This is a genomic window from Sulfitobacter sp. HI0040, from assembly GCF_001634885.1.
Taxonomy (GTDB): domain Bacteria; phylum Pseudomonadota; class Alphaproteobacteria; order Rhodobacterales; family Rhodobacteraceae; genus Sulfitobacter.
Map to the genome: position 1 here is coordinate 1 of NZ_LWEX01000368.1, position 20,717 is coordinate 20,717.

At 61.6% G+C, this 20,717-nt stretch carries 21 protein-coding genes and 1 pseudogene; 8 read left to right on the forward strand and 14 right to left on the reverse strand.

Features of this window, described 5'->3' with window-relative positions:
* Both A3728_RS15700 and A3728_RS15705 read left to right on the forward strand, forming a co-directional pair.
* Nucleotides 1–935 (forward strand): TRAP transporter large permease (locus A3728_RS15700; RefSeq protein ID WP_067925683.1); only part of this gene is annotated, 935 nt, incomplete at its 5' end.
* Between the two features lie 4 nt (nucleotides 936–939).
* The gene (locus A3728_RS15705) at nucleotides 940–2,358 is read left to right on the forward strand and encodes an amidase (RefSeq protein WP_067925686.1); all 1,419 of its coding nucleotides are present in this window, start codon (nucleotides 940–942) and stop codon (nucleotides 2,356–2,358) included.
* Here the strand turns inward: A3728_RS15705 and A3728_RS15710 are convergent.
* On the reverse strand, nucleotides 2,332–3,099 hold the full coding sequence (locus A3728_RS15710) for a hypothetical protein (protein WP_067925689.1): 768 nt from the start codon (nucleotides 3,097–3,099) through the stop codon (nucleotides 2,332–2,334). The two genes, A3728_RS15705 and A3728_RS15710, sit on opposite strands and share 27 nt — an antisense overlap.
* A 107-nt stretch (nucleotides 3,100–3,206) precedes the next feature.
* Here A3728_RS15710 and A3728_RS15715 point away from each other — a divergent pair, with 107 nt between their 5' ends.
* On the forward strand, nucleotides 3,207–3,941 hold the full coding sequence (locus tag A3728_RS15715; protein WP_067925692.1) for a GntR family transcriptional regulator: 735 nt from the start codon (nucleotides 3,207–3,209) through the stop codon (nucleotides 3,939–3,941).
* Nucleotides 3,942–3,989: 48 nt separating this feature from the next.
* On the opposite strand, the gene hydA is transcribed toward A3728_RS15715, so the two are convergent.
* The 6 genes from hydA to A3728_RS15745 form a co-directional block, all read right to left on the reverse strand.
* Complete coding sequence (gene hydA / locus A3728_RS15720; protein WP_067925695.1) at nucleotides 3,990–5,399, reverse strand: dihydropyrimidinase; 1,410 nt, start codon at nucleotides 5,397–5,399, stop codon at nucleotides 3,990–3,992.
* A 35-nt stretch (nucleotides 5,400–5,434) separates the two neighbouring features.
* Nucleotides 5,435–6,202, reverse strand: coding sequence for an aspartate/glutamate racemase family protein (locus A3728_RS15725; protein WP_067925698.1), 768 nt, complete (start codon nucleotides 6,200–6,202; stop codon nucleotides 5,435–5,437).
* Nucleotides 6,203–6,220: 18 nt separating this feature from the next.
* Nucleotides 6,221–7,501, reverse strand: coding sequence for a TRAP transporter large permease (locus tag A3728_RS15730; protein ID WP_067925701.1), 1,281 nt, complete (start codon nucleotides 7,499–7,501; stop codon nucleotides 6,221–6,223).
* Nucleotides 7,498–8,037, reverse strand: a complete 540-nt coding sequence (locus A3728_RS15735) for a TRAP transporter small permease (RefSeq protein ID WP_067925704.1) — start codon at nucleotides 8,035–8,037, stop codon at nucleotides 7,498–7,500. Before A3728_RS15735 ends, A3728_RS15730 begins: the two co-directional genes overlap by 4 nt.
* Nucleotides 8,034–9,020 carry a TRAP transporter substrate-binding protein gene (locus A3728_RS15740; RefSeq protein WP_067925707.1) on the reverse strand — a complete coding sequence of 329 codons (987 nt, stop codon included), beginning with the start codon at nucleotides 9,018–9,020 and terminating at the stop codon, nucleotides 8,034–8,036. Before A3728_RS15740 ends, A3728_RS15735 begins: the two co-directional genes overlap by 4 nt.
* A 261-nt stretch (nucleotides 9,021–9,281) precedes the next feature.
* Nucleotides 9,282–10,160, reverse strand: coding sequence for a LysR family transcriptional regulator (locus tag A3728_RS15745; RefSeq protein WP_067925710.1), 879 nt, complete (start codon nucleotides 10,158–10,160; stop codon nucleotides 9,282–9,284).
* Nucleotides 10,161–10,243: 83 nt separating this feature from the next.
* Between A3728_RS15745 and A3728_RS24000 the strand changes: the two are divergent.
* A pseudogene (locus A3728_RS24000) lies at nucleotides 10,244–10,399 on the forward strand (phytanoyl-CoA dioxygenase family protein); the annotation flags it as partial.
* A gap of 1,034 nt (nucleotides 10,400–11,433) precedes the next feature.
* On the opposite strand, the gene A3728_RS15755 reads toward A3728_RS24000, so the two are convergent.
* The 6 genes from A3728_RS15755 to A3728_RS15780 form a co-directional block, all read right to left on the reverse strand.
* Nucleotides 11,434–12,063 (reverse strand): hypothetical protein, encoded by a 630-nt coding sequence (locus A3728_RS15755; protein ID WP_067264194.1) that lies wholly within the window; start codon nucleotides 12,061–12,063, stop codon nucleotides 11,434–11,436.
* Between the two features lie 105 nt (nucleotides 12,064–12,168).
* Entirely contained in the window at nucleotides 12,169–12,645 is a 477-nt protein-coding gene (locus tag A3728_RS15760) for a DUF6915 family protein (RefSeq protein ID WP_067261962.1), read from the reverse strand.
* 1 nt (nucleotide 12,646) lies between these two features.
* Nucleotides 12,647–13,030 carry a DUF6878 family protein gene (locus A3728_RS15765; RefSeq protein ID WP_017468065.1) on the reverse strand — a complete coding sequence of 128 codons (384 nt, stop codon included), beginning with the start codon at nucleotides 13,028–13,030 and terminating at the stop codon, nucleotides 12,647–12,649.
* 77 nt (nucleotides 13,031–13,107) lie between these two features.
* Nucleotides 13,108–13,404 (reverse strand): hypothetical protein, encoded by a 297-nt coding sequence (locus tag A3728_RS15770; RefSeq protein ID WP_017469540.1) that lies wholly within the window; start codon nucleotides 13,402–13,404, stop codon nucleotides 13,108–13,110.
* Between the two features lie 114 nt (nucleotides 13,405–13,518).
* Nucleotides 13,519–13,899, reverse strand: coding sequence for a DUF3768 domain-containing protein (locus A3728_RS15775; protein WP_017469541.1), 381 nt, complete (start codon nucleotides 13,897–13,899; stop codon nucleotides 13,519–13,521).
* Nucleotides 13,900–14,024: 125 nt separating this feature from the next.
* Nucleotides 14,025–16,196, reverse strand: a complete 2,172-nt coding sequence (locus A3728_RS15780; RefSeq protein ID WP_067261958.1) for a ParB/RepB/Spo0J family partition protein — start codon at nucleotides 16,194–16,196, stop codon at nucleotides 14,025–14,027.
* Nucleotides 16,197–16,682: 486 nt separating this feature from the next.
* Here A3728_RS15780 and A3728_RS15790 point away from each other — a divergent pair.
* A protein-coding gene (locus A3728_RS15790) for an IS3 family transposase (RefSeq protein ID WP_150120840.1) occupies nucleotides 16,683–18,034 on the forward strand; the annotation gives its coding sequence in 2 pieces (ribosomal slippage) (nucleotides 16,683–17,019 and nucleotides 17,019–18,034; 1,353 coding nt in all).
* Nucleotides 18,035–18,064: 30 nt separating this feature from the next.
* Here A3728_RS15790 and A3728_RS15795 read toward each other — a convergent pair.
* Nucleotides 18,065–18,490, reverse strand: a complete 426-nt coding sequence (locus A3728_RS15795; protein ID WP_082851132.1) for an Lrp/AsnC family transcriptional regulator — start codon at nucleotides 18,488–18,490, stop codon at nucleotides 18,065–18,067.
* A 143-nt stretch (nucleotides 18,491–18,633) separates the two neighbouring features.
* Between A3728_RS15795 and A3728_RS15800 the strand changes: the two genes are divergently transcribed.
* From A3728_RS15800 to A3728_RS15810, 3 genes are read left to right on the forward strand one after another with little or no spacing between them, the layout of a single operon-like run.
* On the forward strand, nucleotides 18,634–19,413 hold the full coding sequence (locus A3728_RS15800) for an acetoacetate decarboxylase family protein (protein ID WP_067261954.1): 780 nt from the start codon (nucleotides 18,634–18,636) through the stop codon (nucleotides 19,411–19,413).
* Nucleotides 19,410–19,853, forward strand: coding sequence for a DUF2000 domain-containing protein (locus A3728_RS15805; protein ID WP_017468440.1), 444 nt, complete (start codon nucleotides 19,410–19,412; stop codon nucleotides 19,851–19,853). Before A3728_RS15800 ends, A3728_RS15805 begins: the two co-directional genes overlap by 4 nt.
* A 2-nt stretch (nucleotides 19,854–19,855) precedes the next feature.
* Nucleotides 19,856–20,704: a branched-chain amino acid aminotransferase gene (locus A3728_RS15810; RefSeq protein ID WP_067261953.1), complete on the forward strand. Its 849-nt coding sequence runs from the start codon at nucleotides 19,856–19,858 to the stop codon at nucleotides 20,702–20,704.
* The last annotated feature ends 13 nt before the right edge of the window (nucleotides 20,705–20,717 follow it).

Sequence of the window (20,717 nt, forward strand, 5' to 3'; positions counted from 1 at the left end):
CGCTGCCGAACCTGAAGGCGCGCGGCTACGGGTCGCGGCAGGCGCTCGGCTCGCTGGCGGCGGGCGGCACGCTCGGCATCCTGATCCCGCCCTCGGTAAACCTGCTGATCTATGGCTCGCTCGCCAATGAATCCATTGGCCAGCTTTTCATCGCAGGTATCATTCCCGGCGTGCTTCTGACGCTTCTTTTCATGGTCTACATCGCGGCTGAATCCTATGTCATCCCGGTCTCTTCCGAAACGGGCGAGGAGGTGAAAATCCCGCTTTCCGACAAGATCGCGGGGCTGAAGCACCTCGTCCCCCCGACGATCATCTTCGCCGTCGTGATGGGCTCGATCTATTTCGGCATCGCCACACCGACGGAATCCGCCGCACTCGGCGTGGTCGCGGCGCTGGCCTTTGCCGCCCGCGAAGGCAAGCTGAGCCTCGAATTCTTCGACCATTGCTTCCGCCAGACGGCCAAGACCACCGGCATGATCCTGTTGATCATCACCGCCGCCTTCATGCTGAACGTGACGCTCGCGCTCGGCGGGATCGCGCAGACAATGACGGAATGGGTCGCCTCCTTCGGGCTGTCGCCGGCGATGCTGTTGATGGCGCTCATCGTGTTCTACCTGTTCCTCGGCATGTTCATGGACGTGCTGTCGATGCAGGTGCTGACGATCCCGGTGGCGCTGCCCATCGTGACCGCCGTGGGGATCGACCCGATCTGGTTCGGCATCTTCATCGTGCTGATGTGCGAGCTGGGCATGATCACGCCGCCGGTGGGGATGAACCTTTACGTGGTGCAGGGCGTGCGTACCGATGGCGGGCCTTTCCGTGATGTGGTGATGGGGGCCATTCCCTACGCGCTGATCATGGTGCTGTTCACGATCCTGCTGATTTTCGTGCCCCAAATCGTGACATGGTTGCCCGAAACCATGAGCGGGCGCTGACGCCGTGGTAGGCGCATTCTGGCAACGCGGGGCAGCCGATCTGTCGGCTGCCTATCGCAGCGGGGAGGCCGATCCGCGCGCGGTCGTGAGTGAACTCGCCGACCGGATCGACGCTCTCAACCCGGTGCTGAACGCCTATGTCGCCCTGGCCCCGGACCTGAAGGAACAGGCCGAGACGTCTTCGAGGCGCTACCGAGAGAACGCGCCGCTCTCCCCGCTCGACGGGGTGCCTATCGCGGTGAAGGACAATCTGCACGTCGCCGGAATGCCGACCGCATGGGGCGGGGCGACATTCTCTGACGTCGCGCGCGCGGATGAACTGCCGGTAGCACGGCTGCGCGCGGCGGGCGCGATCCTTGTAGGTAAGACCAACACGCCCGAATTCGCCGTGGAAGGATACACCGCCAATGCAAGGTTCGGCGTAACGCGGAACCCGTGGGATCCCGCGCTGACGCCGGGGGGGTCGTCCGGCGGGACGGTTTCCGCCGTCGCGGCCGGTCTCGCAGTGCTCGGGATCGGAACCGACGGGGGCGGCTCCACCCGTCGCCCGGCCGGACATACGGGGCTTTTCGGGCTGAAACCGACCATCGGCCGCATCGCCCGGGCGGGCGGTCTGCCGCAGGTGCTGATGGATTTCGAAGTGATCGGCCCCTTTGCGCGCAGCATCGACGATCTGCGGCTTTTGTATAGCGCGCTGGCCGGTCCAGACCGGCGCGATCCCGCCTCCCGGGGGATACCCGATTTCACCGCCCCCGATAGCCCGCTCAGGATCCTCTCCGTGGCTCGGCTGGGCTCGCACCCCTGCGAACCCGCGATCATTTCGGCGACGCGTGACATCGCCCAGCGGTTCAGCTCAGCCGGTCACCATGTGGAGGAAGCCGATCTGCCGCTCGATCTGGGGGAAATAGATGCCTTCTGGGGTTCATTCGCGCAGATCGGCCTTGCCCATCTGAAGGCCACGGTCCCCGCCATGGCCCGAAACGCCGGCGCGCGCTACATGGAGATGGCCGAGATGGGGGCCGGCCTCGGGGTCGCATCGCTCTTTGGTGCCATGGCTGCGGTTCAACGGCTGCGCGCCGCCACCTCATGCCTCTTTGCCGAGTGGGACGTGATCCTGATGCCTTCAGCCGCCGCGCAGCCCTGGCCGGCAGAGCAGAGCCACCCGCTGGAGATCGACGGTCAGCCCGTCGGCCCGCGCGGGCATGCGATCTATACCGGCTGGGTCAATGCCGCGGGGCACCCGGCCCTCGCGGTGCCAGCAGGGTGCGATGAGGCCGGTCTGCCCATCGGCTGCCAGTTGATCGGCGACCTTGGATCCGAAGATTTCCTGATGGATCTGGCAAGCGCGCTAGCAGCCGGAGCCCCCGGCTGGCAGTGGCCCGAACTGGCGCAGCCGTCAGCGCGCCGCCTTCAGGCGGAGTGAGACCTGCCCCAGCCCGTCGATCGAACCGCGCACGTCAATTCCCGCTTGGACGTAGGGCAAACCGTTCAGCGAACCGGTTATGACGATCTGACCCGGCTGCAAACCGCCACAGTGATCCCCCAACATCTCTTCGAGGACGAGGAAGTTCTCAAAGGCGTTCCCGCCCGGCACCGCGGCCTTGCCGCTCAGGATTTGTTCATCCCCGAATGCCAGCTCTGCCCGAACCGGGCCCAGACTAACCGCCTGCCATTCCGCCACGGGCGCGCCGACAACGAGGCCGCCGTTGATCTGATTGTCAGCCAGCTTCAGACCCGGGTTCGCGTTCATCGGCAGCCGGGTGCGGACGATCTCGATCACCGGGACGACGGACAGGCACCGCGCGATCGCATCCCTGCGGTCCGGTGCTCCCTTGTCCGGAAGCGGCTTTTCGATCCGGAACCCGACCTCAAGCTCGATGCCGATTTTCTCATCCCGGGGAACGTCGATCATCGCGGGCGATGTCTTGATGTCCTGGCTGAAGATCGGCGCCATGATACGCGGAGCGTCAGGCTTGTTCGCGACCTTGAAGCCACCGACGGGGCCGGTGACCCGTGCGACTGCGGCCTGTACCTCATATGCTTCTTCAACCGTCGGATCGAACTGACTGGCAACGTCGTCGCCGACCGGCTGCCCGGTTTCGCGGGCCTTCAACAGGGCAGAGATCAGGCCTTGCACGCTGGCATCCGATGATGAAAAATTCATTTCATTCTTTTCATTCAGTAAGATAAGAATAAATTGATTATATATACCGAGTGACGCTCCGACAAGCGCATTCACCCGGCCAGACAACCGCGAGAAAGGGTTTCGCGATGAAAACACGACGGTCAGAGCATCCACGACAGCGCGTGGACCGGCGGGGCAAGGTCGCCATCAGCCGGGTGCCCCTGCACGATCAGGTCGCCGATGAAATCCGCAACATGATCGTTTCGGGTGATCTGCGCCCGGGGGAGAAAATACGCGTGGCCGAACTGGCCGAGGATCTCGAGGTCTCGCTCACGCCCCTGCGCGAAGCGCTCAAGATTCTCGACAAGGACGGGCTCGTCGAGCTGATGGCGAACCGGGGCGCGCGGGTGTCGGAAATATCGGTCGAAGGCACCCGCAGCCTGTTCGAAGTGATCTCGCGGCTCGAAGCGCTCGCTGCCGAGCTTGCAGCCAGCCGGATTACCGAACAGGAAATGCAAAGGCTGGAGGATCTTCATGCCCGTATGCGCGACCGGCACGAGGCCGGGGACCTGCCGGCCTATTTCCAGTTGAACCGGCAAATCCACGACCTTGTGGTGGCGGCCGCCAAGAACCCGGACCTTGCCCGCGTCAGGACCGGCCTTGCCTTTCATGTCGAACGGGCGCGGTTCCTTTCGGTCGCCTCCGAAGGGCACCGCGAGAGGTCGATGCAGGACCACCACCGGCTGGTGACCGCCCTGCGCGAACGGGATGCGGCCACCGCGCATGATGTCTGGCGCACGCATCTGGAACGGGCCGGAACGGAAACTTGCAGGCTCGTCGGTCTGTGGAAAGAAGAAGCGGAAGCGACCGCCGCCGAATAAGGCGGCGGGCATCGGGCCACGGAATACGAAGCGGCGCCGCAGCTGCCCTTACATAGCGGTATCCGGCACACCACAGGTCAGGAACTGCCCCTGCCCTTTTTCGGCACATAATGCGCCGTCCCGGACCAGCACCTCACCCCTTTGCAAAACGGTCTCGGGCCATCCGGTCACGCGTCGCCCCTCGTAGGGGGTATAATCAACGTTGTGATGCAGTTGCGCGTTGGTGATGGTCACCTCGCGTTCAGGATCCCAGATGGTGATATCCGCATCCGCGCCGATAGTGATCGTGCCTTTGCGCGGGTAAAGCCCGTAGAGTCGGGCCGGATTGGTCGCGGTAAGCGCGACGAACTGGTTCAGCGATATGCGGCCCTTGCCCACCCCTTCGGAGAATAGGAGCGGCAGCCGGGTTTCGACGCCGGGGATACCGTTGGGAACGTGCAGAAAGCTCGCCCCCTCGCCGCGCAGTTTCTTGCCGGTACTGCTGTCGTATTTGAACGGAGCATGATCCGAAGAGAAAACCTGAAAGGTACCATTGGCCAGCCCCCGCCAAACGGATTCCTGGCTTTGCGCGTCACGGGGCGGAGGCGAACAGATGTGTTTCGCGCCCTCGAACCCGTCAAGATCAAGATCGTCCCGCGTCAGCAGGATGTACTGGGGACAGGTTTCCGCAAAAACCCTGAGGCCCTTGGACCGCGCATGGGCGATCTGTTCCATCGCCTCACCGCCCGACACATGCACAACCAGCATGGGCACATCGACGATCTCGGCCAGTGAAATGGCGCGGTGGGTCGCTTCACGCTCCGCGATGGGCGGTCGGGCATCGGCATGAAACTGCGGTGCGGTCTGGCCGGCACGTTCCAGCGCCTCCGTCAGCCATGCGATGGCGTCGGAATTTTCCGCATGTATCATCGTCAGGGCGCCTTCGCGCTTGGCCAGCGCCAGAACCTCGATGATCTCGCGATCGTTCAGCTTGAGATCATCATAGGTCGTGTAGATCTTGAAAGAGGTATAGCCTTCGCGGATCAGGGCCGGCAGCTCCTGCCCCAGAACCTGCGGGTTCGGATCCGTCACGATCAGGTGGAATGCATAGTCGATCACCGATTTCCCGTCGGCCCGCTGATGATAATCATCAACCGCCGCACGCAGGGACTGGCCTTTTTGCTGGCAGGCAAAGGGGATCACCGTGGTCGTCCCCCCAAAGGCGGCCGAGCGCGGCCCGCTTTCGAAATCGTCCGCCATGACCGAACCGTCCGATGTCGGCTGATCGAAGTGGCAATGCGCATCGACGCCCCCGGGCAGAACGAGCCGGTCGCGCGCGTCGATCTCGTCTTTTCCCGCGCCAAGGTCTTTCCCGATAGCAACGATCGTACCGTCCCGCACCGCGATGTCCGCATGAAAGATGTCGGACGCGGTGGCGATCTTCCCGCCCCGGATGACCAGGTCGAATTCCTTGCTCATTTCAACTCCTGTACGTTACCGGCAGCGTGACGTGGTCATGTGCTGCTTTGCCGGGGGCAATCATGATGCGAAATCCGTGCGGCCAGCCGTTCGCTCAGCCCGATGGACGCTTTCGCTGCGGGCCGCGCGAAACTGCCGCGGAGCGCGCCGCGGGGGCGCAGCGCCGCAAGCGTCGCAGCTTGGCGAACGGCGGCCTGCGCGCAATCGACAACGGGCACGGGGATGCGGTCCCGTACATGCGCCGCAAGGCCCGACAGCGGCGCGCCCGCAAGCACGATCGCATCCGCCCCGTCTTCGTCGATGGCGCGCATCGCCAGTTCGACCAGCAAATCCACCTTTTCCGACTGCACGTCGGAAATCGAACGGAAGGTGCCGTCAAGCATCCTGATGCTGGCACAACGATCGCCCAGCCGATGCCAATCCACGCATTCCTGATACCAAGGGCCCAGAGCCTGCGCGAAAGTTACGACCGAGAACTTTCCGCCCAGCATACACGCGGTCAGCATCCCCGCCTCTGCCAGTCCGACCACCGGCATGTCGTAAAGTTCCCGAGCGGCACCAAGGCCCGGATCGCCGAAGGCGGCGACGATGGCGGCATCGTAGTCGGCGTGTTTTTCTGCCAATATTTCCAACACCGAAACAGCGCCGATCACGGCTTCGGTCCGGGTCGAGATATAGGGAACACCCACCTCGGCGGTCACGCTGTCCAGCGTCGCGTCAGGGGGCAGGACCGAACGCGCCGCCTCATCCAGAAGATCTGTCAGTGTTTGGGTCGTGTTGGGGTTGATCAGAAGAATTTTCATCATTTTCTCTTTACTCGATCAGTAGCCAAGCAGCCGGGGAAGCCAGGTGACGATGCCGGGGAACAAAAGGCACAGGACGAGCACGGCATACTGGACGGCGACATAGGGCCAGACGTTCCGGATCAGGTCCCCCATCGCGACACGGGTAATCCCGCTCATCACGAAGAGGACCACGCCGACGGGCGGTGTCATCATTCCGATCACAAGGTTGAACACGAACAGGAACCCGAACAGCAGCGGGTCGATACCGAAGGCGCTGGCCACCGGGGCGAAAAGCGGGACAAGCATGATGTAGGCGGCGTTCGATTCAATGAACATGCCCACCGCGATCAGGAAGGTCATGACAAGGACGAGGAACACCATCGGGTTCTGGCTGACCGACTGCAGGAAATCAGCCATCATCGCGGGCACCATGTCGATCGTGAAAAGGAAGGTCACACCCGCAGCAAAGGCGATAAGAGCACCCACCATAGCAGCCCCGATGGCCGCCTGGAACAGCGCCGGGGCCAGATCGCTCAGCTTCAGTTCCCGGGTCACGAAAAATCCGACGATCACCGCATAGGCCACGGCGATGCCCGCCCCTTCGGTCGGGGTAAAGACGCCGCCCACGATCCCGCCGACGACAACCACCGGCATGGCAAGCACGGGCAGCGCGCGATAAGCCTCTACAAAAGCGGTGCGTATCGAAAACGGATCACCGGTCAGCTTGAACCCGCGCCGGACCGACAAAAGCGATGCCACGGCCATGAAGCCGATTGTCAGCAGGATACCCGGCACCACCCCGGCCATGAACAGCCCGCCCACGGATACCGTGGACCCGGCCATCAGCGCATAGACGATCATCGCGTTGGACGGCGGGATGATCGCGCCGAGGTTGGCAGCGGACGCCACCACCGCGCTGGAATAGCCGTCGTCATAGGTCTTGCGCATCGCGGGAACGAGGGTCGACCCCAGCGCCGAGGCCGAGGCGACAGCGGCGCCCGAGACCGCGGCCAGCATCATGCCCGCGACGATGGCCACATGCGCCAGCCCCCCATGAAGCCGCCCGACCAGCGCATTGGCGAAATCGATCATCCGCTTCATGATGCCGGCCCGGACCATCAGTTCGCCCGCAAGCATGAAAAGCGGGATCGCCATCAGCGGGAAACTGTCGACCGCGTGCATCATCCTTTGCGGCAGAACGCTGAGTTCGATGCCCCCCGCCAGAAGACCACCCAACGACGCGAGACCCAGCGCGAAGGCCAGCGGCATGCCCAAAAGCGCGAAGGTGAAGAAGATAACGATGACGGCAAGTGTCATAGCGATGCCTCATGGCTCCAGGTTTCGCGCCCGCCCCATGCCAGCAGCAGCAGGTGGAACACGCTGTGAACGGCGGCGAGCAGGACGGCAACGTAATAGACGGCGGCGGTCAGGTTCAGCGTCGGCATCATCTCGGGCCAGGTGTAGACGGTGACTTGCCAGGCGAACCAGAAGATCACCCCCATCAGCACCGCAGAGAGTATGGCCGAGAGACGAAAGAGCCTTTCCTGCCAGACATCCGAAAACACGACCACGAGCGCGTCGATACCCACATGGACGCCCCGGCGAATGCCATGCGGTATCGCGAGGAAGATCGCCCAGACAAAGGCGAGGCGCGCGACCTCTTCGGACCAGTCTATCGCCGCCGAAAACGCGTAGCGAAAAACCACCTGCGTCACGACGAGCACCGTCATCACCGCCATGGCACCGATCACCGCGAAACTTGTGACGTGATCCAGATGCTCCAGCGCGCGGCGGGCCCGCACGAAGGCCGACCGCCCCTTGGGGACGGCCGGTGTCGCGGCGGCGGCGCTCATTTCGCGGCCGCCTCCTCAAGTACGAGGTCGATGAGATCGCCACCGATGCGCTCTTTCAGCTCACCGATCACAGGCTGGCTGCGCTCCCGCAGGGCGGCCCTTGTCTCATCGCTCAGCGGGGTAAAGGTCATGCCCCCGTCGATGAGCGCCTGACGGGAGGCCTCGTCCTCTGTTGCCGCTGTCTCACGCTGCCAGGCAATCGCTTCGGCAGCCGCTTCGCGCACCGCGTTCTGCTGGTCTTCGGGCAGGCGGTCGAACTTGCGCTTGTTCGCGACCAGCACGATGTAGTCGAAGAAATGCCCGCTGTCCGACAGGTAGGTCTGCACCTCGTTGAAGTTGCGCGATGCGATGATGGCAAAGGGGTTTTCCTGACCGTCCAGCACGCCCTGCTGCAGTGCGGAATAGACTTCGGAAATACCCATCGATACCGGATTGGCACCGACCGCGCGGAAGGTGGCGAGGTGGGTCTCGTTCGGCTGCAGGCGGATCTTGAGGCCTTCGAAATCCTCTACCGTCTCGATCGGGCGGACAGAGTTCGTCACGTTGCGCGAGCCCAGTTCCATCCAGCCCAGCGGGACAAAGCCGCGTTCCGCCAGCTTTTCCTCAAGCACCTCGCCCGCTGCACCGTCGATGACGCGGAAGGCGGTTTCACGGTCCGGGTAGGCAAAGGGCAACGAAACCGCTTCGAGCTCCGGAACCGTGCGCGACAGATAGGCCGATCCGATCCATGTGCCGAAGACCACGCCGGAGCGCACCTGATCCACGTTCTCCTTCGCGCCGCCAAGCTGCATGGCCGGGAATGTTTCCACGGTCAGGGCGCCCCCGGTCTTTTCGGCGACGGCCTCGGCAAATCTTTCCATGGCGACCGAGCTGGAATGTTCGACGGGGAAATTGCCGGCCAGCCGCAGGGTTTCTGCCATGGTCGGAAACGCGGCGGTCAAGGACAGGATCGCAGCACTGCCCCATGCGAAAATTGGTTTCATCGATTTTCTCCCATTTGAGTGAACGAAGGTCCGAACGGACGATGCTGGCCTGTGAAGTTGCACTCCGATTCCCGGCTTTGGGCAGGGTTGCGCCAAAAGGGCCTCAAATCAAGATGATTTTTTATAAAAAATTAGAAAACGTACAAGATTATGATAATACGTATTTATAATTGTGGTTTTAGCGCCGGTTTGACTAGGGAATGAGGCGTCCTGCCCGCGTTCGGCGGTCGCACCCGGGTAGATCGCCTGAACTCCCGCCCTTTACGGCAAGCCCGACAGGCAATCGAGGAGTGCAGCGAAACCCTCGCACTCCTGCCGGTGCTCTGACCAGATCAGGCTGATATCGGCCTTTGCCTCCGGGGTGACGATCGGAAGGGTCACAAGCGGTTTGCCATCATAGCTCGTATCGCCGGGGGGATAGGTATAGCTGACGCCGATCCCCGTTCCATGGGCGGCCATCGAACGCATCACTTCGAGTGAGGCGACCCTGCTGCAGATGTCCGGCGCGATCTGCATCCGTTCGAAGAGCTCATTCATGAACCCTTCGGACTGGCCTTCCCTGAATAGGATCACGGAACGGTCGATCAGATCGGTCAGTTCCAGCCGCGTTTCTGTTGCCAGCGGGTGGTCGGTCGACAGGAACGCCACGGGGCTCACCTGCCTCAACCTGCGTCGTCTGAATTTGCCCGCGAAGCCGACGTCGTATGAAATCGCCACATCCATACGCCCGGTGGTCAGCGCGTCGGCGATATCGGTAAACCTTCCCTCACGCCCCTCGATGCGCAGATCGGTAAAACGGCTTTTCAATCGGTCGAGGGCGGGCGCCAGATACCATGGCGCGATGTCCTCGAAACACCCCAGCACGAAGGGCGTCGCAGCCGCATCCTCCTGTTCGATCCGGCTGGCCAGTTCCAGCACCCCCCGCGCCTTGGCGAGAACGCGGTGGCCGAACGGTGTGATCTCGATCGCGGCGCCCTTCCCGCGCAGGAAGATGGGCTGGCCCAGTCGCCGTTCTACCCGGGTGATGGCAACGGACAAAGACGGCTGCGACACGTGCAACAGCTGGGCCGCGCGGGTCAGGCTTTTCGTATCGGCGACCCCGACGAGGTATTCGTATTGGCGCAGAGTTATATATAGCATCACACTAATAATATTATCGTTAGATATTATTAGACGTTAAATCCTACCTCCCGTATCACCGGTGGCAAAGGAGGATCCAGCCCATGCATGCACTTCTCAGTCAGGACCACATCGACAGTTTCCAGCGCGACGGCGTCGTTCTGATCAAGGGCCTGTTCGCCGATCACGTGGATACCATCCGCAACGGGATAGAGCGGAACATGCACGACCCCGGCCCCTATGCGGCCNAGTNCATTCAGCGACAAACGCGCACCTGCGATACGGGCGAAGATCGCCAGCATGCCGGTGCCTGCGGAGGGTTCCAGAACCAGGTCGTCACCGCGAAACCCCGCCGCCTGCGCAACAATGGCCGCGAGCGGAAGAGGGGTCGAGAATTGTTGCAAGCGCACGCTGTCTTCGGAACGCCGCGTGTGCGACGGCGCCAGACCGGCGAGATGTTCAATCATGGTGAGGAAGGTGTGCGGCGTGGCCGCTTGGCGTTGCATCAGCGCGCCGTAGCGCGAAAGCATCAGGATCTGGGCCACCTCGGCGGCCTCATAGGCGTCTTTCCAGACCCAGGTGCCACTGGTGTCATTTGCGCCGAAAGCCTCTTCCATGGCGGCACGAAGGGCGGCAGCGTCGATAGACCTGCCCGCTTCGAACAGAGGGAGGAGGGTTTTCGCAGCCTGCATCAGGTGCTCGGCGAAGCCTGCAGCCGCGGGCAGGGCAGGGGCTTCGGGCTCGGTTGCAAGTTGGACGGAATGGGGGTGAGCGTTCATCGGCAATCTCCGGGGTTGTGGGTTGGCCCCGAGCCCCGCGCGCACTCTCTCACCCGGGAGGGGTCACCCCTCCCGCCCTGCCTCTCGCTCTTTCATGGCCTCGAAAACTGAAGTCTTGGCAGCGAGAACTTTTCCACAAAATCTGGGGATGATGCTGTGGGCGTTGTCGCGCAAACCCATGCCAGGCTGCTGGGACACGGCCGTGCCTGCATTTTGGGCACTTCCAACGAAACGGAACCGACACAAAGCAATTTCGGGGACCGAATGGCCAACCAGGAGAAATCGCAAGAACTCAGAATGGGGATCTGCAAATAAAAAGGCGGCATCCGGGAGGAGGTGGATGCCGCCGATTATTCCGGATCGGCTCAGGGAGGAGGAGAGAACCGATCACAAGAGCAAACATAGGAGCAATGCTGCAGTCGCACAATGGGCGGGCCATGACTTCTCTGCAATGCAGCAATGCGTGCGCGCGATCGGGTGCTGCCCATAGTTCCGGTCTGTGGCGGCGAGTTATTCTATGGATATGCGGTCAATGCACCGGTCGCGGGTGGCGCATGGGGATCGGACCGAGGAACAGCATTCCGCGCCTCCGGCAAACAATGCGTCTCATAGCCGCCAACAAACCCCCAGCAAGCGTCGATCTCCTCGCCACCCTGTTCGACGACGTAACCATAGACCCTGCCGCCAAGGTAAGAATCGTAGTCGACGATCTCACCACGTAAGACGTCTACAGCCTTTTCGCGCAGGGCCTTGGTCACGCGTTTTACACCGAATTCCTTTCGCACATCTGCGAGCGTCATGTAGACAAAACCGACCTGGCCGGAATCCCAAGGGCAGTGAAACCCGATGGTGTTCATCGCGAGGCCGGAATGGTCATAGAGAAAGACGGGCAGGATGATTGCCTTGCATTCGGCGCGGTCCCGCAGACGGTCCATCGAGAGGTCGCTCTGATCCGAGACATCGGCAAGATTGCGCAGAAACGCCTCAGGGCTGTCGTGCTGATGGCTGTCACCCAGCCGATAGCGCCGGTGCCAGCAGATCAGCGTTCCGAGGTTGCACCACTCGCGCGGGCTCTCAGAATCGGGGTCGTGGTAGATCTTGATGTTGTGGCCCTGGTGGACCTCCTCGTAGACGGGGTCGTGCATGTCGATTTCCTTTCTTGAAACGCAATCGACCCGCCAAGCCGGTTGGGGCTCGAGCAGGTCGATTGGGACGTGGTCAGGTGGTTGGTGAGTTTGCCGCCCGGCGGATCAGGCGGCGGCGCGGTTCTGGCGATGCTGGACGTGCTCGACCGAGACCTTCAGAAGCCAATCTTCAAAGCCGAGAATGGTCTGGTGATTGGCCACCGCCGTGGCCCAGGCCGCACGCGGGTCGCTGCCAATCTGCGTCGGGTCGTTGTCGATCCGGCCATTGGCCATCCAGGGTTCGGGCTGAATGCGTCCGAGCCAGTCCGCCAGCGACGGGATCCGCCCCTGGCAGTCTTCGCGCACATGCTGCTCGCCGATCCAGCGGATCGGGACGACCCGGCCCGCGCTGTTGGTCAGGCTGCGACCAAACAACCGCTCAGCCTCAAAGATCCCGAGCGTGTGGTGCCGATGTGCTCTGTGAATGAAAAGACCTAGATGCTCTTTTGATGAGTCAAACCAGTCATGCACATGCTGGTAATCATCTGGAACACCGCCGAACTTTCGGGCGGAGCTTTCGGCGTGGTGGAGGGGATGTGCCATGTCAGAGCCCCTCGTGTTCGGTGGTGTCGGTCTCGATATAGCGGTTCGAGTGGCTGACATCGATCTTGTCCGCCTCGATCGCCCAGGTCAGTTCGCCATAGCCGCCCTCGTTGTTCTCGAAGCCGGGGCTCAGCGCATATGCGAAGTCCCAGCCGAAGTCTTCGACCCGGCGCCGCAGCTCTTCCGTCAGGGTGACCGTGTCAGGGGTCATGACGACATCCTCGACATTGCCGGAATCGCCGTAGCCTTCATATTGCACCTCGATGCTCGTCACGCCGAGGGCACGCAGCTCGGTGAGGAGTGCCGCGCGGGTCTCAACCCGCTGTTCGGCAGCCTGTCTTTGGGATTCGAGCATCTGCACGTAGAAATCAGTCGCTTGTGTCATGTCTTTTGTCCTTTGGAATTGAGGGAAGGGGAGGGCGACCGTTTAGCGAGGCCGCCCCAATGGTTTGTCGGGAAGCTTCAGGCCGCAGCGTCGCCGCTCTTCTCAGCCGTCCGATCGACCAGGTTGAAATAGAGGTTCTCGGTCGCGCGCTTGAACCCCGGCGGTTTGCGCGGGGCGAGGCAGCGAACCGAGGCGCTGCAGCTCTCGCCGTGCTCCATCGCGAAATGCGTAACCTTGTCGATCAGATCGTCCATGCCCGCGGCCTGGATGCGCTTTTCGGGGTAGTTCGCCATCATCTGGAACTCGGTGACGACGAAGGCGCCATCGCGATGTGCGGGATAAAGGGTGATCTGGTAGTCGAGTGTTTTGGCCATCTGAGGTCTCCTGTGGCGGGCAAGGCGCGGGTATCGCGCCCCTTGGAACCCGCCAGCGCAAAAGGACCGCCCTTTGTGCAAGGGCGGTCCGACGCGGTGTTTGGGATGGAGGGGTCAGTATTCCGACGGAAGTAGCAGGGTCAGCACGCGACGCGTCTGCTGGGGATCGGAAGGCTCGGGCGAGCCGTACGTGTAGTCGACGTCATAGAGGTCGATCTTGAACCAGACCGTGGTGCCGTCGAAATCAATAACGCCCATTTCGTGCCAGCCATGGGGATCACTGTCAGCGTTGAACGCGTCAAACGAAGCGACGCGGCGGGTGAGAGCATGCTGGGTGTCCGGCCCAAGCGCTGCAACGCCGGGCGTCATGACAAACTGGCCCTTTGGTGCATCCGCGACGGGGTGTGTCCCGAGGATGGAGCGGCGAAAGGCATCATTTTGAGCGGCGATCAGTGCGGCTTCCGTGACGGGATCGATTTCGAGTGTGGTGGTCATGAGAAGTCTCCGTGACGAGCCAGCCGATCCGACACCGGCTGCGTGAAACCCGTCAGCGGGAAAAGGCCGCCCTCTGCGCGAGGACGGCCCATGGGTCAGTCAAGGTTCAGATCGGTGCCGGTGCCTCAGGCGGCATCACCGCTGAGAAAGGCGGGCAAGGCGTCCGGTTCGTCGTCCGAGGCTGAAATGGTCTCCTCACCGGACTCGTCTTCGCCCAAAGCGGTTTCCGCCGCATCAATGGGGAGATCGAGGCCACCATCCGACGCACCGGCGAACAGCATCCCATCGGGCAACCAGCGGGTCGTTTTGACAACCACCGCGGCGGCAAACCCTTCGGTTTCACTCGCGGTTTCCGCGAAAGCCCGCTCCATCGCGGCCGCGATATCGCCTTTGCGCTCGCGATTGCGATCCTCGGCGTAGTCGTCACCGATCAGCTTGCGGGCCGTGGCCACAGTATGCCCTTTGTTGACCCGCCCCCAGTAGTTCTGCGCGGTCGGGCGCCAACAGGCCGCCACATCGACGTCGAGCCGCGCGCCGATCTCTTCGATGATCGGGGAAGGACGATTGTCGGAAGAAAGCTGGGGCTTGACCGCCAGACCCGTCGCCCAGGCGAAAAGTGCTTGCTTGTCCGCAATGGGCAACGCCGACATCGCCCGGAAGTCCTCGGGTTTCTCCAGCTTCATCCAGTCCATGGCAAGGTCCTGTTCCAGCGCCTCGAGCATCTTCTGGGCGACAGTATCGGCATGCAGCACCTCGCGATTTTGCGCCTGGAAGGGACGGATCGAGATGTCGAGCGCCTCGTTGTTGTAGGACCGCCCCAGAGCTTGCTCGCAGAGCGCATAGAGCATCGCATCGAACGCCACTTCGAAATCCGCCGCCAGATGCGCCCGCAGGATGTGCTGACGCGTCGCGCGCAGATCGTCGGCAAGGCTCGCCGAAATCCCATCCGCCTTGCGCAAAGTCGCGGCCGGATCGGAGGTCGGCACCGGCGACGATGAGGTCGGCGGCGTCACATGCGGCCGGGCAGGGGAGTGGGCATCACCCGTATCAGCTCGGGCCTCGTCCGGCTCGGGTGCGGTGGGAATATCCTCGGGCCGCACCAGCCCCTTCTCGACCCGCAGCGCCCCGTCATGGCCGATGGTCAGAACCACGCCCGCAATGGCGCGATCTGCATCCGCGTAAGGCTGCCGCTCACGCTGCAGGGCCTCGATTTCGCGCAGGCGCGGTTCGATTGCGTAGTATTCTTCGGTCTCGGCGTCGGTCCAATCCTCACCGTCATTCTGCGCCGCCAGTTCTTCCTCGCGCGCAATCAGACGTTCCTCTTCTGCCAGCAGCTCCGGATCGGGTTCGATGTCCTGCGGATAGACCCGCCCGAAGCTGCGAAACGAGCCGTAGTCCACCGAGAGATGCACCTCGACCCATTTCCAAGCCGCCTCGAAGGGTTTGGCCGCGGCTTGCAGCTTCTCGATGGCGAGGCGCTCGAGGAGCTCGGGGTTTTCCATATGGGCGCTGGCACGATCGTCGAAGAGATCACGCAGCAGAACCCCACCAGCCGCCTCATAGGCTTCGATGCCGACGAAACGCCCGAGAGCGGAGTTCGCCGAATGCGCGGTCTCGGTCAGTTGGCGTTTGATGCTTTGCGGGTGGATGTGATAGCCGCCCTTCACCGCGTTCCAGACCGCCAGTTGCCGATCGTGGTCGTCGGTCAGCGTAAACGCCATCACGCATTCGAGGGTCAGATCCCCCGCGCGAAACTGCTCGATGATCTCGGGCGCGACACGGGCGAGTTTGAGCCGGCGGCGCACCAGGTCGACGGAGACACCGAATTTCAGCGCGATTTCGTCCTCGCTGCGACCCTCGCCGATCATCTTGTCGAAAGCTTCGAACTGGTCGGCCGGATGCATGGCTGCGCGCTGAAGGTTTTCTGTGGCGGAAGTGAGGATGGCGTTGCGCTCGTCTTCGACGAGGCAGGGCACGGGATGATCGGAGGGAATGATGCCGTCTTCGGCAAGCTGCTTCAGCGCCTTGAGGCGACGACCGCCGGCATCAACGGCAAAGCGTGACTCAGACAGCGCATGAACCACCAGGTTCTGCTTGATGCCGGTCTCGCGGATGCTGGAGAGAAGCTCGGCGTCGTCACTGGCGCTCGCGGCGACTTTGCGGACATTCAGAGGGCTTGGCTCCAGCTGGTCGAGCGGGATCAGGCGGATGTCGGCGGCGGCGTCAGGCGTTGCCGATCCAGCGGCTTCGGTCTTCTTCAAGTTGGTGGGTTTCGGGCGGGTTGCGGTCTTGGCCATGGGTTCGGTCCTCGTTGCGCCGGACCCGGAAGAGGCTCTCTCTATCCTTTCAAGCCCGGCACCCGGGCTTCCCTTTCTCTGGCTTTCACTGTGCGTTGACGTGTGTGTGCTGGTTTGATCAGCGAATGCCACATCAGTGAAGCTGAACAACTAAAGACAATCCCGCCTCAGACCCAACATCCCGCATCAGAGAGCTGGAAAAATATTGAAACAATACGAAGCGGTCCATGCAACCGATTGAGATAACGCTCTTGCATGGCCGGGCAGTGACTTAATTTGAGCACGGTCAAACTCCAGACGAACCGCTATTCTACACGATTTTTCCCCAAAATATCATCCGCTTGGCACTAGGTCACCGATTATTACAAACGAACAACCGTTTTTTTCTTGACTCTTTATCGTGTCTGACGTCAGCGCCAATGGGACAATTTAGGCTGATTTGATAAGAGAGGGTTTCTGGCACATCGTAACCACCAAGGAGTGGAGATGAGACAGAAACCCGGTAGCAAACAGAGCCACGGCGAGAAGGTCGTCAAGGACATCCGCCGCGCCACGCGCAAGCAGTATTCAGCGGAAGAGAAGATCAGGATCGTGCTGGACGGCCTGAAGGGCGAGGACAGCATTGCAGAGTTGTGCCGACGAGAAGGCATTGCCCAGAGCCTCTACTACAGCTGGTCCAAAGAGTTCCTCGAGGCTGGGAAGAAGCGCCTGGCGGGCGATACGGCGCGGGCGGCGACATCGACCGAAGTGAAAGATCTGCGCCGTGAGGCTCGTGATCTGAAAGAGGTCGTAGCCGAACAGGCGCTGGAACTGCGGCTGCTCAAAAAAAGCATGATCGCGGATGGGGAGGACGACGAATGAGATACCCTGCATCCGAGAAGCTGGAGATCATCCGGCTGGTGGAAGGGTCGCACCTGCCGACCAAGCGCACGCTGGACAAGCTGGGCATCCCCAGAACCACCTTCTATCGCTGGTATGACCGGTATCTGGCCGGTGGTCCTGAGGCGCTTGAGGATCGCAGTCCCAAGCCGTCACGGGTCTGGAACCGCATTCCAGAGCCGGTGCGCGAGAGGATCAAGGACCTGGCCTTGAAGGAAAGCGAGCTGTCGCCGCGCGAGTTGGCCGTGCAGTTCACTGATACGGAAAAGTATTTTGTATCAGAGGCTTCGGTCTATCGCATCCTCAGGTCCTACGACCTGATCACCAGTCCGGCCTATGTGGTTCTGTCAGCAGCAGATGAGTTCCACGACAAAACCACGCGACCGAACCAGCTCTGGCAGACCGACTTCACTTACCTGAAGGTCATCGGCTGGGGGTGGTTCTATCTCTCGACGATCCTCGACGACTTCAGTCGCTACATCATCGCATGGAAGCTCTGCACGACGATGAAGTCGGGCGACGTGACCGACACGCTCGACTTGGCGCTACAGGCTTCGGGTTGTGATCAGGCGACGGTTCTGCACAAGCCGCGCCTGCTCAGTGACAACGGGTCGAGTTACATCTCGGGCGAGTTGGCCGATTGGCTGGAGGATCGACAGATGGATCATGTTCGCGGCGCTCCGTATCACCCGCAAACTCAGGGGAAGATCGAGCGATGGCACCAGACCTTGAAGAACCGCATCTTGCTGGAAAACTACTACCTGCCCGGTGATCTCAGGCAGCAGATCGATGCCTTTGTCGATCAATACAACCATCGACGCTATCACGAGAGCCTGCAAAACCTCACCCCGGCCGATGTCTACTTCGGACGCGGCCAGACCATCCTGCAACAACGAGAAAGGATCAAACGAAAGACCATCGAAACGCGACGCTTGCTTCACCGCAAATCCGCCGCATAATCACCACAACCAGATGAGCCAGATCCTCTCTTAGCTCAGGCCGCAATCTGTCCCAAAATCCCTGACGACGGACACATAGGCGTCCAAATCCCGACAGGCGACTAACAGAATAAAATCTGAGCCGCCACCCACCGAATGGCAGGTCACGATCTCGTCCAGATCGATGATTGCCTTCTCAAATGCGGCCGCGTCGCTTTCACCATGGGTGTCGATCTGTACGCTCACATAGACCAAAACGCCCAGCCCGATCTTCCTGCGGTCAAGGTTTGCGCTGTAACCTGCAATAATGCCAGTTTCCTCTAGCCTGCGGGTGCGGCGCCAGCAAGGAGATGACGACATACCCGTCCGCTCGGCGAGTTCATTGTTATTGATCCGCCCGTCGCGTTGAAGCTCTCGCAATATCCTTCGATCCGAAGGATCAAGTATCCCGTGTCGCGGTGATTCGGCAGAACTCATACTTTTCTCCCACTGTTGCGGAAGATCTTGCCCATTTTGGGATTCATATAGGCAAATCCCACCCATTCTTCAAGTAAAATCATAAAAATCAGGCAAGTATCTCCAAGTGGCGGGTGGCAAGTTTAGCGAAAAGGAGAAACACGATGCTTCAAGGCTTTACCGGCCCATACACACCTCAAGGACGTTCCGCCCTCGTCCCGTCGCCGCCATGGCACTACGCCGGCCGGATTGTCTCAATCGGAGCCCGGACCGAAGCGGAAGTAGCGCAACGCTTCTTGCCCTCTGGGTTCGGCCGCGCGTCCGGCCGCGTTTTCGGCCATTTCTGCGAATGGCAGGCCACCACGGACGGCTCCGAACTGCTGGATCCAGCCTATTCGCAATACAACGAGTTCTTTCTGCTGATCGAAGCGCTGTCCGATCAAGGCGAGGCCCGGCTTTTCTGTTCGTTCATCTTCGTCGACCAAGACATCTCGATGGTCCGCGGCCATATGCAGGGGTTTCCCAAGAAGCTCGGCGCGATCCGGATCGGGCGGTCTTATGACCTCGAACATCCAGCCGCGGGTCGACAGGGATCAGGGACGAGGCTGGGCGCTACTGTCGCAGTAAAGGACCGCCGGTTGATCGAAGCCGAATGGACTGGATCGACCGAAAGCGCCGAGCCGATCGGCTTTCTGGGAACACCGACTTTCGGACTGGTCGGCGCACCCTCCATCACCGGCACCCCCACCTCTGGGGACATTCGTCTTGTCAGACAGTCACTATCTGCACGGGTCGTCGGACCGATCCATGCGGCAGAGGGAACGCTCAGGCTTCTGGTCTCTCCAATGGACGAAATTGGCGACCTGCCGGTCCACTCATGCTTTGCTGCGACAACCTGTGAGGCGGCGCTTACCGTGACCGGTGCAGAAGAGGCCGGGTTTTGACCGGCTCCGTTCTCGACCCGCTTCGTGGCGATGGCGATCTCAGGCTCGCGGTGATCGTCAACCCCTGCTTGCCACCAGGCCTTCTCGCCAACACGGTCGCGACCATCTCCGTCGGCATCGGTGCGCGACAACCTGGACTGGGCCGCATCGATTTGGCCGACAGAACTGGCCTCCGCATTAGCATTAGCGCCGACAGGCCGGTCCCAATTCTGCAAGCCGACCCCGAACAGATCCGGACTCTGCTGACGCGCGCGACAACGCAGGCCGATCTCGACATCGTCGTGTTTCCTGAATTCGCCCGGCAAATGAACCACTTCAGCGAATATGAGGCCGCCTTCCCTGGTCGGGATCTAATGCAGGAAACGCTCGACGGGATCGGGTTGTGTGGACCGTCCAAGGTCGTGAAATCGCTGACCGGATCCCTGAAATTATTGAGGTAAACATGTCATCTACAGCATGGAGTTATTTTAACGGCGACTGGCGGAAGGGCCCGGCGCAATTGATGTCGGCTACCACCCATTCGGCCTGGCTGGCCCATACGGTCTTCGACGGCGCCCGCCGCTATGAGGGCGTCTTCCCGGATCTGGCGCTGCATTGCGAACGGGTGGTCCGATCAGCGCTGATCATGGGTATGACGCCCGAGATCACGCCCGAAGAGATCGAAGGGCTCGCGCGGGACGGCGCCAACCGGTTCGATGGCAACGAAACACTCTACATCCGGCCGATGTTCTGGATCGAGGAAGGTTTCGGGCCGATCGACCCCGGTACGACACGGTTTGCGCTGGTTATCCAACCGATGCCGATGCCGGATGTCGAACCCGGCTTTTCCGCACAGATATCCGATTTCCGCAAACCCTCCCCCGAGACCGCCCCGACGGGGGCCAAGGCCTCGTGCCTCTATCCGCAGGCGACCCTCGCTTGGACGGCGGCACGGAAGGCCGGTTTTAACAACGCGGTGATGCTCGACGCTATCGGGAATGTCGCCGAGTTCACCATGCAGAACATCTTCATTGTGAAGGACGGGGCGGTTCACACGCCAGTTGCGAACGGAATGCTGCTGCCCGGCATCACCCGCCGCCGCGTCATGCTCTTGCTCAAAGACATGGGGATCGAGACCATCGAACGTACAATCGGTCCGGCAGAGCTGATGCAGGCGGAGGAGATCATATCCTCGGGCAACCACGCGCGGGTCTATCCCTGCAACCGGATCGGCCAACGGGACATCGGTGTCGGTCGGATCGGGCGCCGCCTTGTCACAGCCTATCGCGACTTTGCCCACTCAAAAAATTGAGGCGTCGCAGCGG

Excerpts from the sequence above, each read along its gene's own strand:
- A3728_RS15710 (WP_067925689.1), bottom strand. The coding sequence starts at position 3,099 with ATGAATTTTTCATCATCGGATGCCAGCGTGCAAGGCCTGATCTCTGCC.
- A3728_RS15715 (WP_067925692.1), top strand. The coding sequence starts at position 3,207 with ATGAAAACACGACGGTCAGAGCATCCACGACAGCGCGTGGACCGGCGG.
- hydA (WP_067925695.1), bottom strand. The coding sequence starts at position 5,399 with ATGAGCAAGGAATTCGACCTGGTCATCCGGGGCGGGAAGATCGCCACC.
- A3728_RS15725 (WP_067925698.1), bottom strand. The coding sequence starts at position 6,202 with ATGAAAATTCTTCTGATCAACCCCAACACGACCCAAACACTGACAGAT.
- A3728_RS15730 (WP_067925701.1), bottom strand. The coding sequence starts at position 7,501 with ATGACACTTGCCGTCATCGTTATCTTCTTCACCTTCGCGCTTTTGGGC.
- A3728_RS15735 (WP_067925704.1), bottom strand. The coding sequence starts at position 8,037 with ATGAGCGCCGCCGCCGCGACACCGGCCGTCCCCAAGGGGCGGTCGGCC.
- A3728_RS15740 (WP_067925707.1), bottom strand. The coding sequence starts at position 9,020 with ATGAAACCAATTTTCGCATGGGGCAGTGCTGCGATCCTGTCCTTGACC.
- A3728_RS15745 (WP_067925710.1), bottom strand. The coding sequence starts at position 10,160 with ATGCTATATATAACTCTGCGCCAATACGAATACCTCGTCGGGGTCGCC.
- A3728_RS15755 (WP_067264194.1), bottom strand. The coding sequence starts at position 12,063 with ATGCACGACCCCGTCTACGAGGAGGTCCACCAGGGCCACAACATCAAG.
- A3728_RS15760 (WP_067261962.1), bottom strand. The coding sequence starts at position 12,645 with ATGGCACATCCCCTCCACCACGCCGAAAGCTCCGCCCGAAAGTTCGGC.
- A3728_RS15765 (WP_017468065.1), bottom strand. The coding sequence starts at position 13,030 with ATGACACAAGCGACTGATTTCTACGTGCAGATGCTCGAATCCCAAAGA.
- A3728_RS15770 (WP_017469540.1), bottom strand. The coding sequence starts at position 13,404 with ATGGCCAAAACACTCGACTACCAGATCACCCTTTATCCCGCACATCGC.
- A3728_RS15775 (WP_017469541.1), bottom strand. The coding sequence starts at position 13,899 with ATGACCACCACACTCGAAATCGATCCCGTCACGGAAGCCGCACTGATC.
- A3728_RS15780 (WP_067261958.1), bottom strand. The coding sequence starts at position 16,196 with ATGGCCAAGACCGCAACCCGCCCGAAACCCACCAACTTGAAGAAGACC.
- A3728_RS15795 (WP_082851132.1), bottom strand. The coding sequence starts at position 18,490 with ATGAGTTCTGCCGAATCACCGCGACACGGGATACTTGATCCTTCGGAT.
- A3728_RS15800 (WP_067261954.1), top strand. The coding sequence starts at position 18,634 with ATGCTTCAAGGCTTTACCGGCCCATACACACCTCAAGGACGTTCCGCC.
- A3728_RS15810 (WP_067261953.1), top strand. The coding sequence starts at position 19,856 with ATGTCATCTACAGCATGGAGTTATTTTAACGGCGACTGGCGGAAGGGC.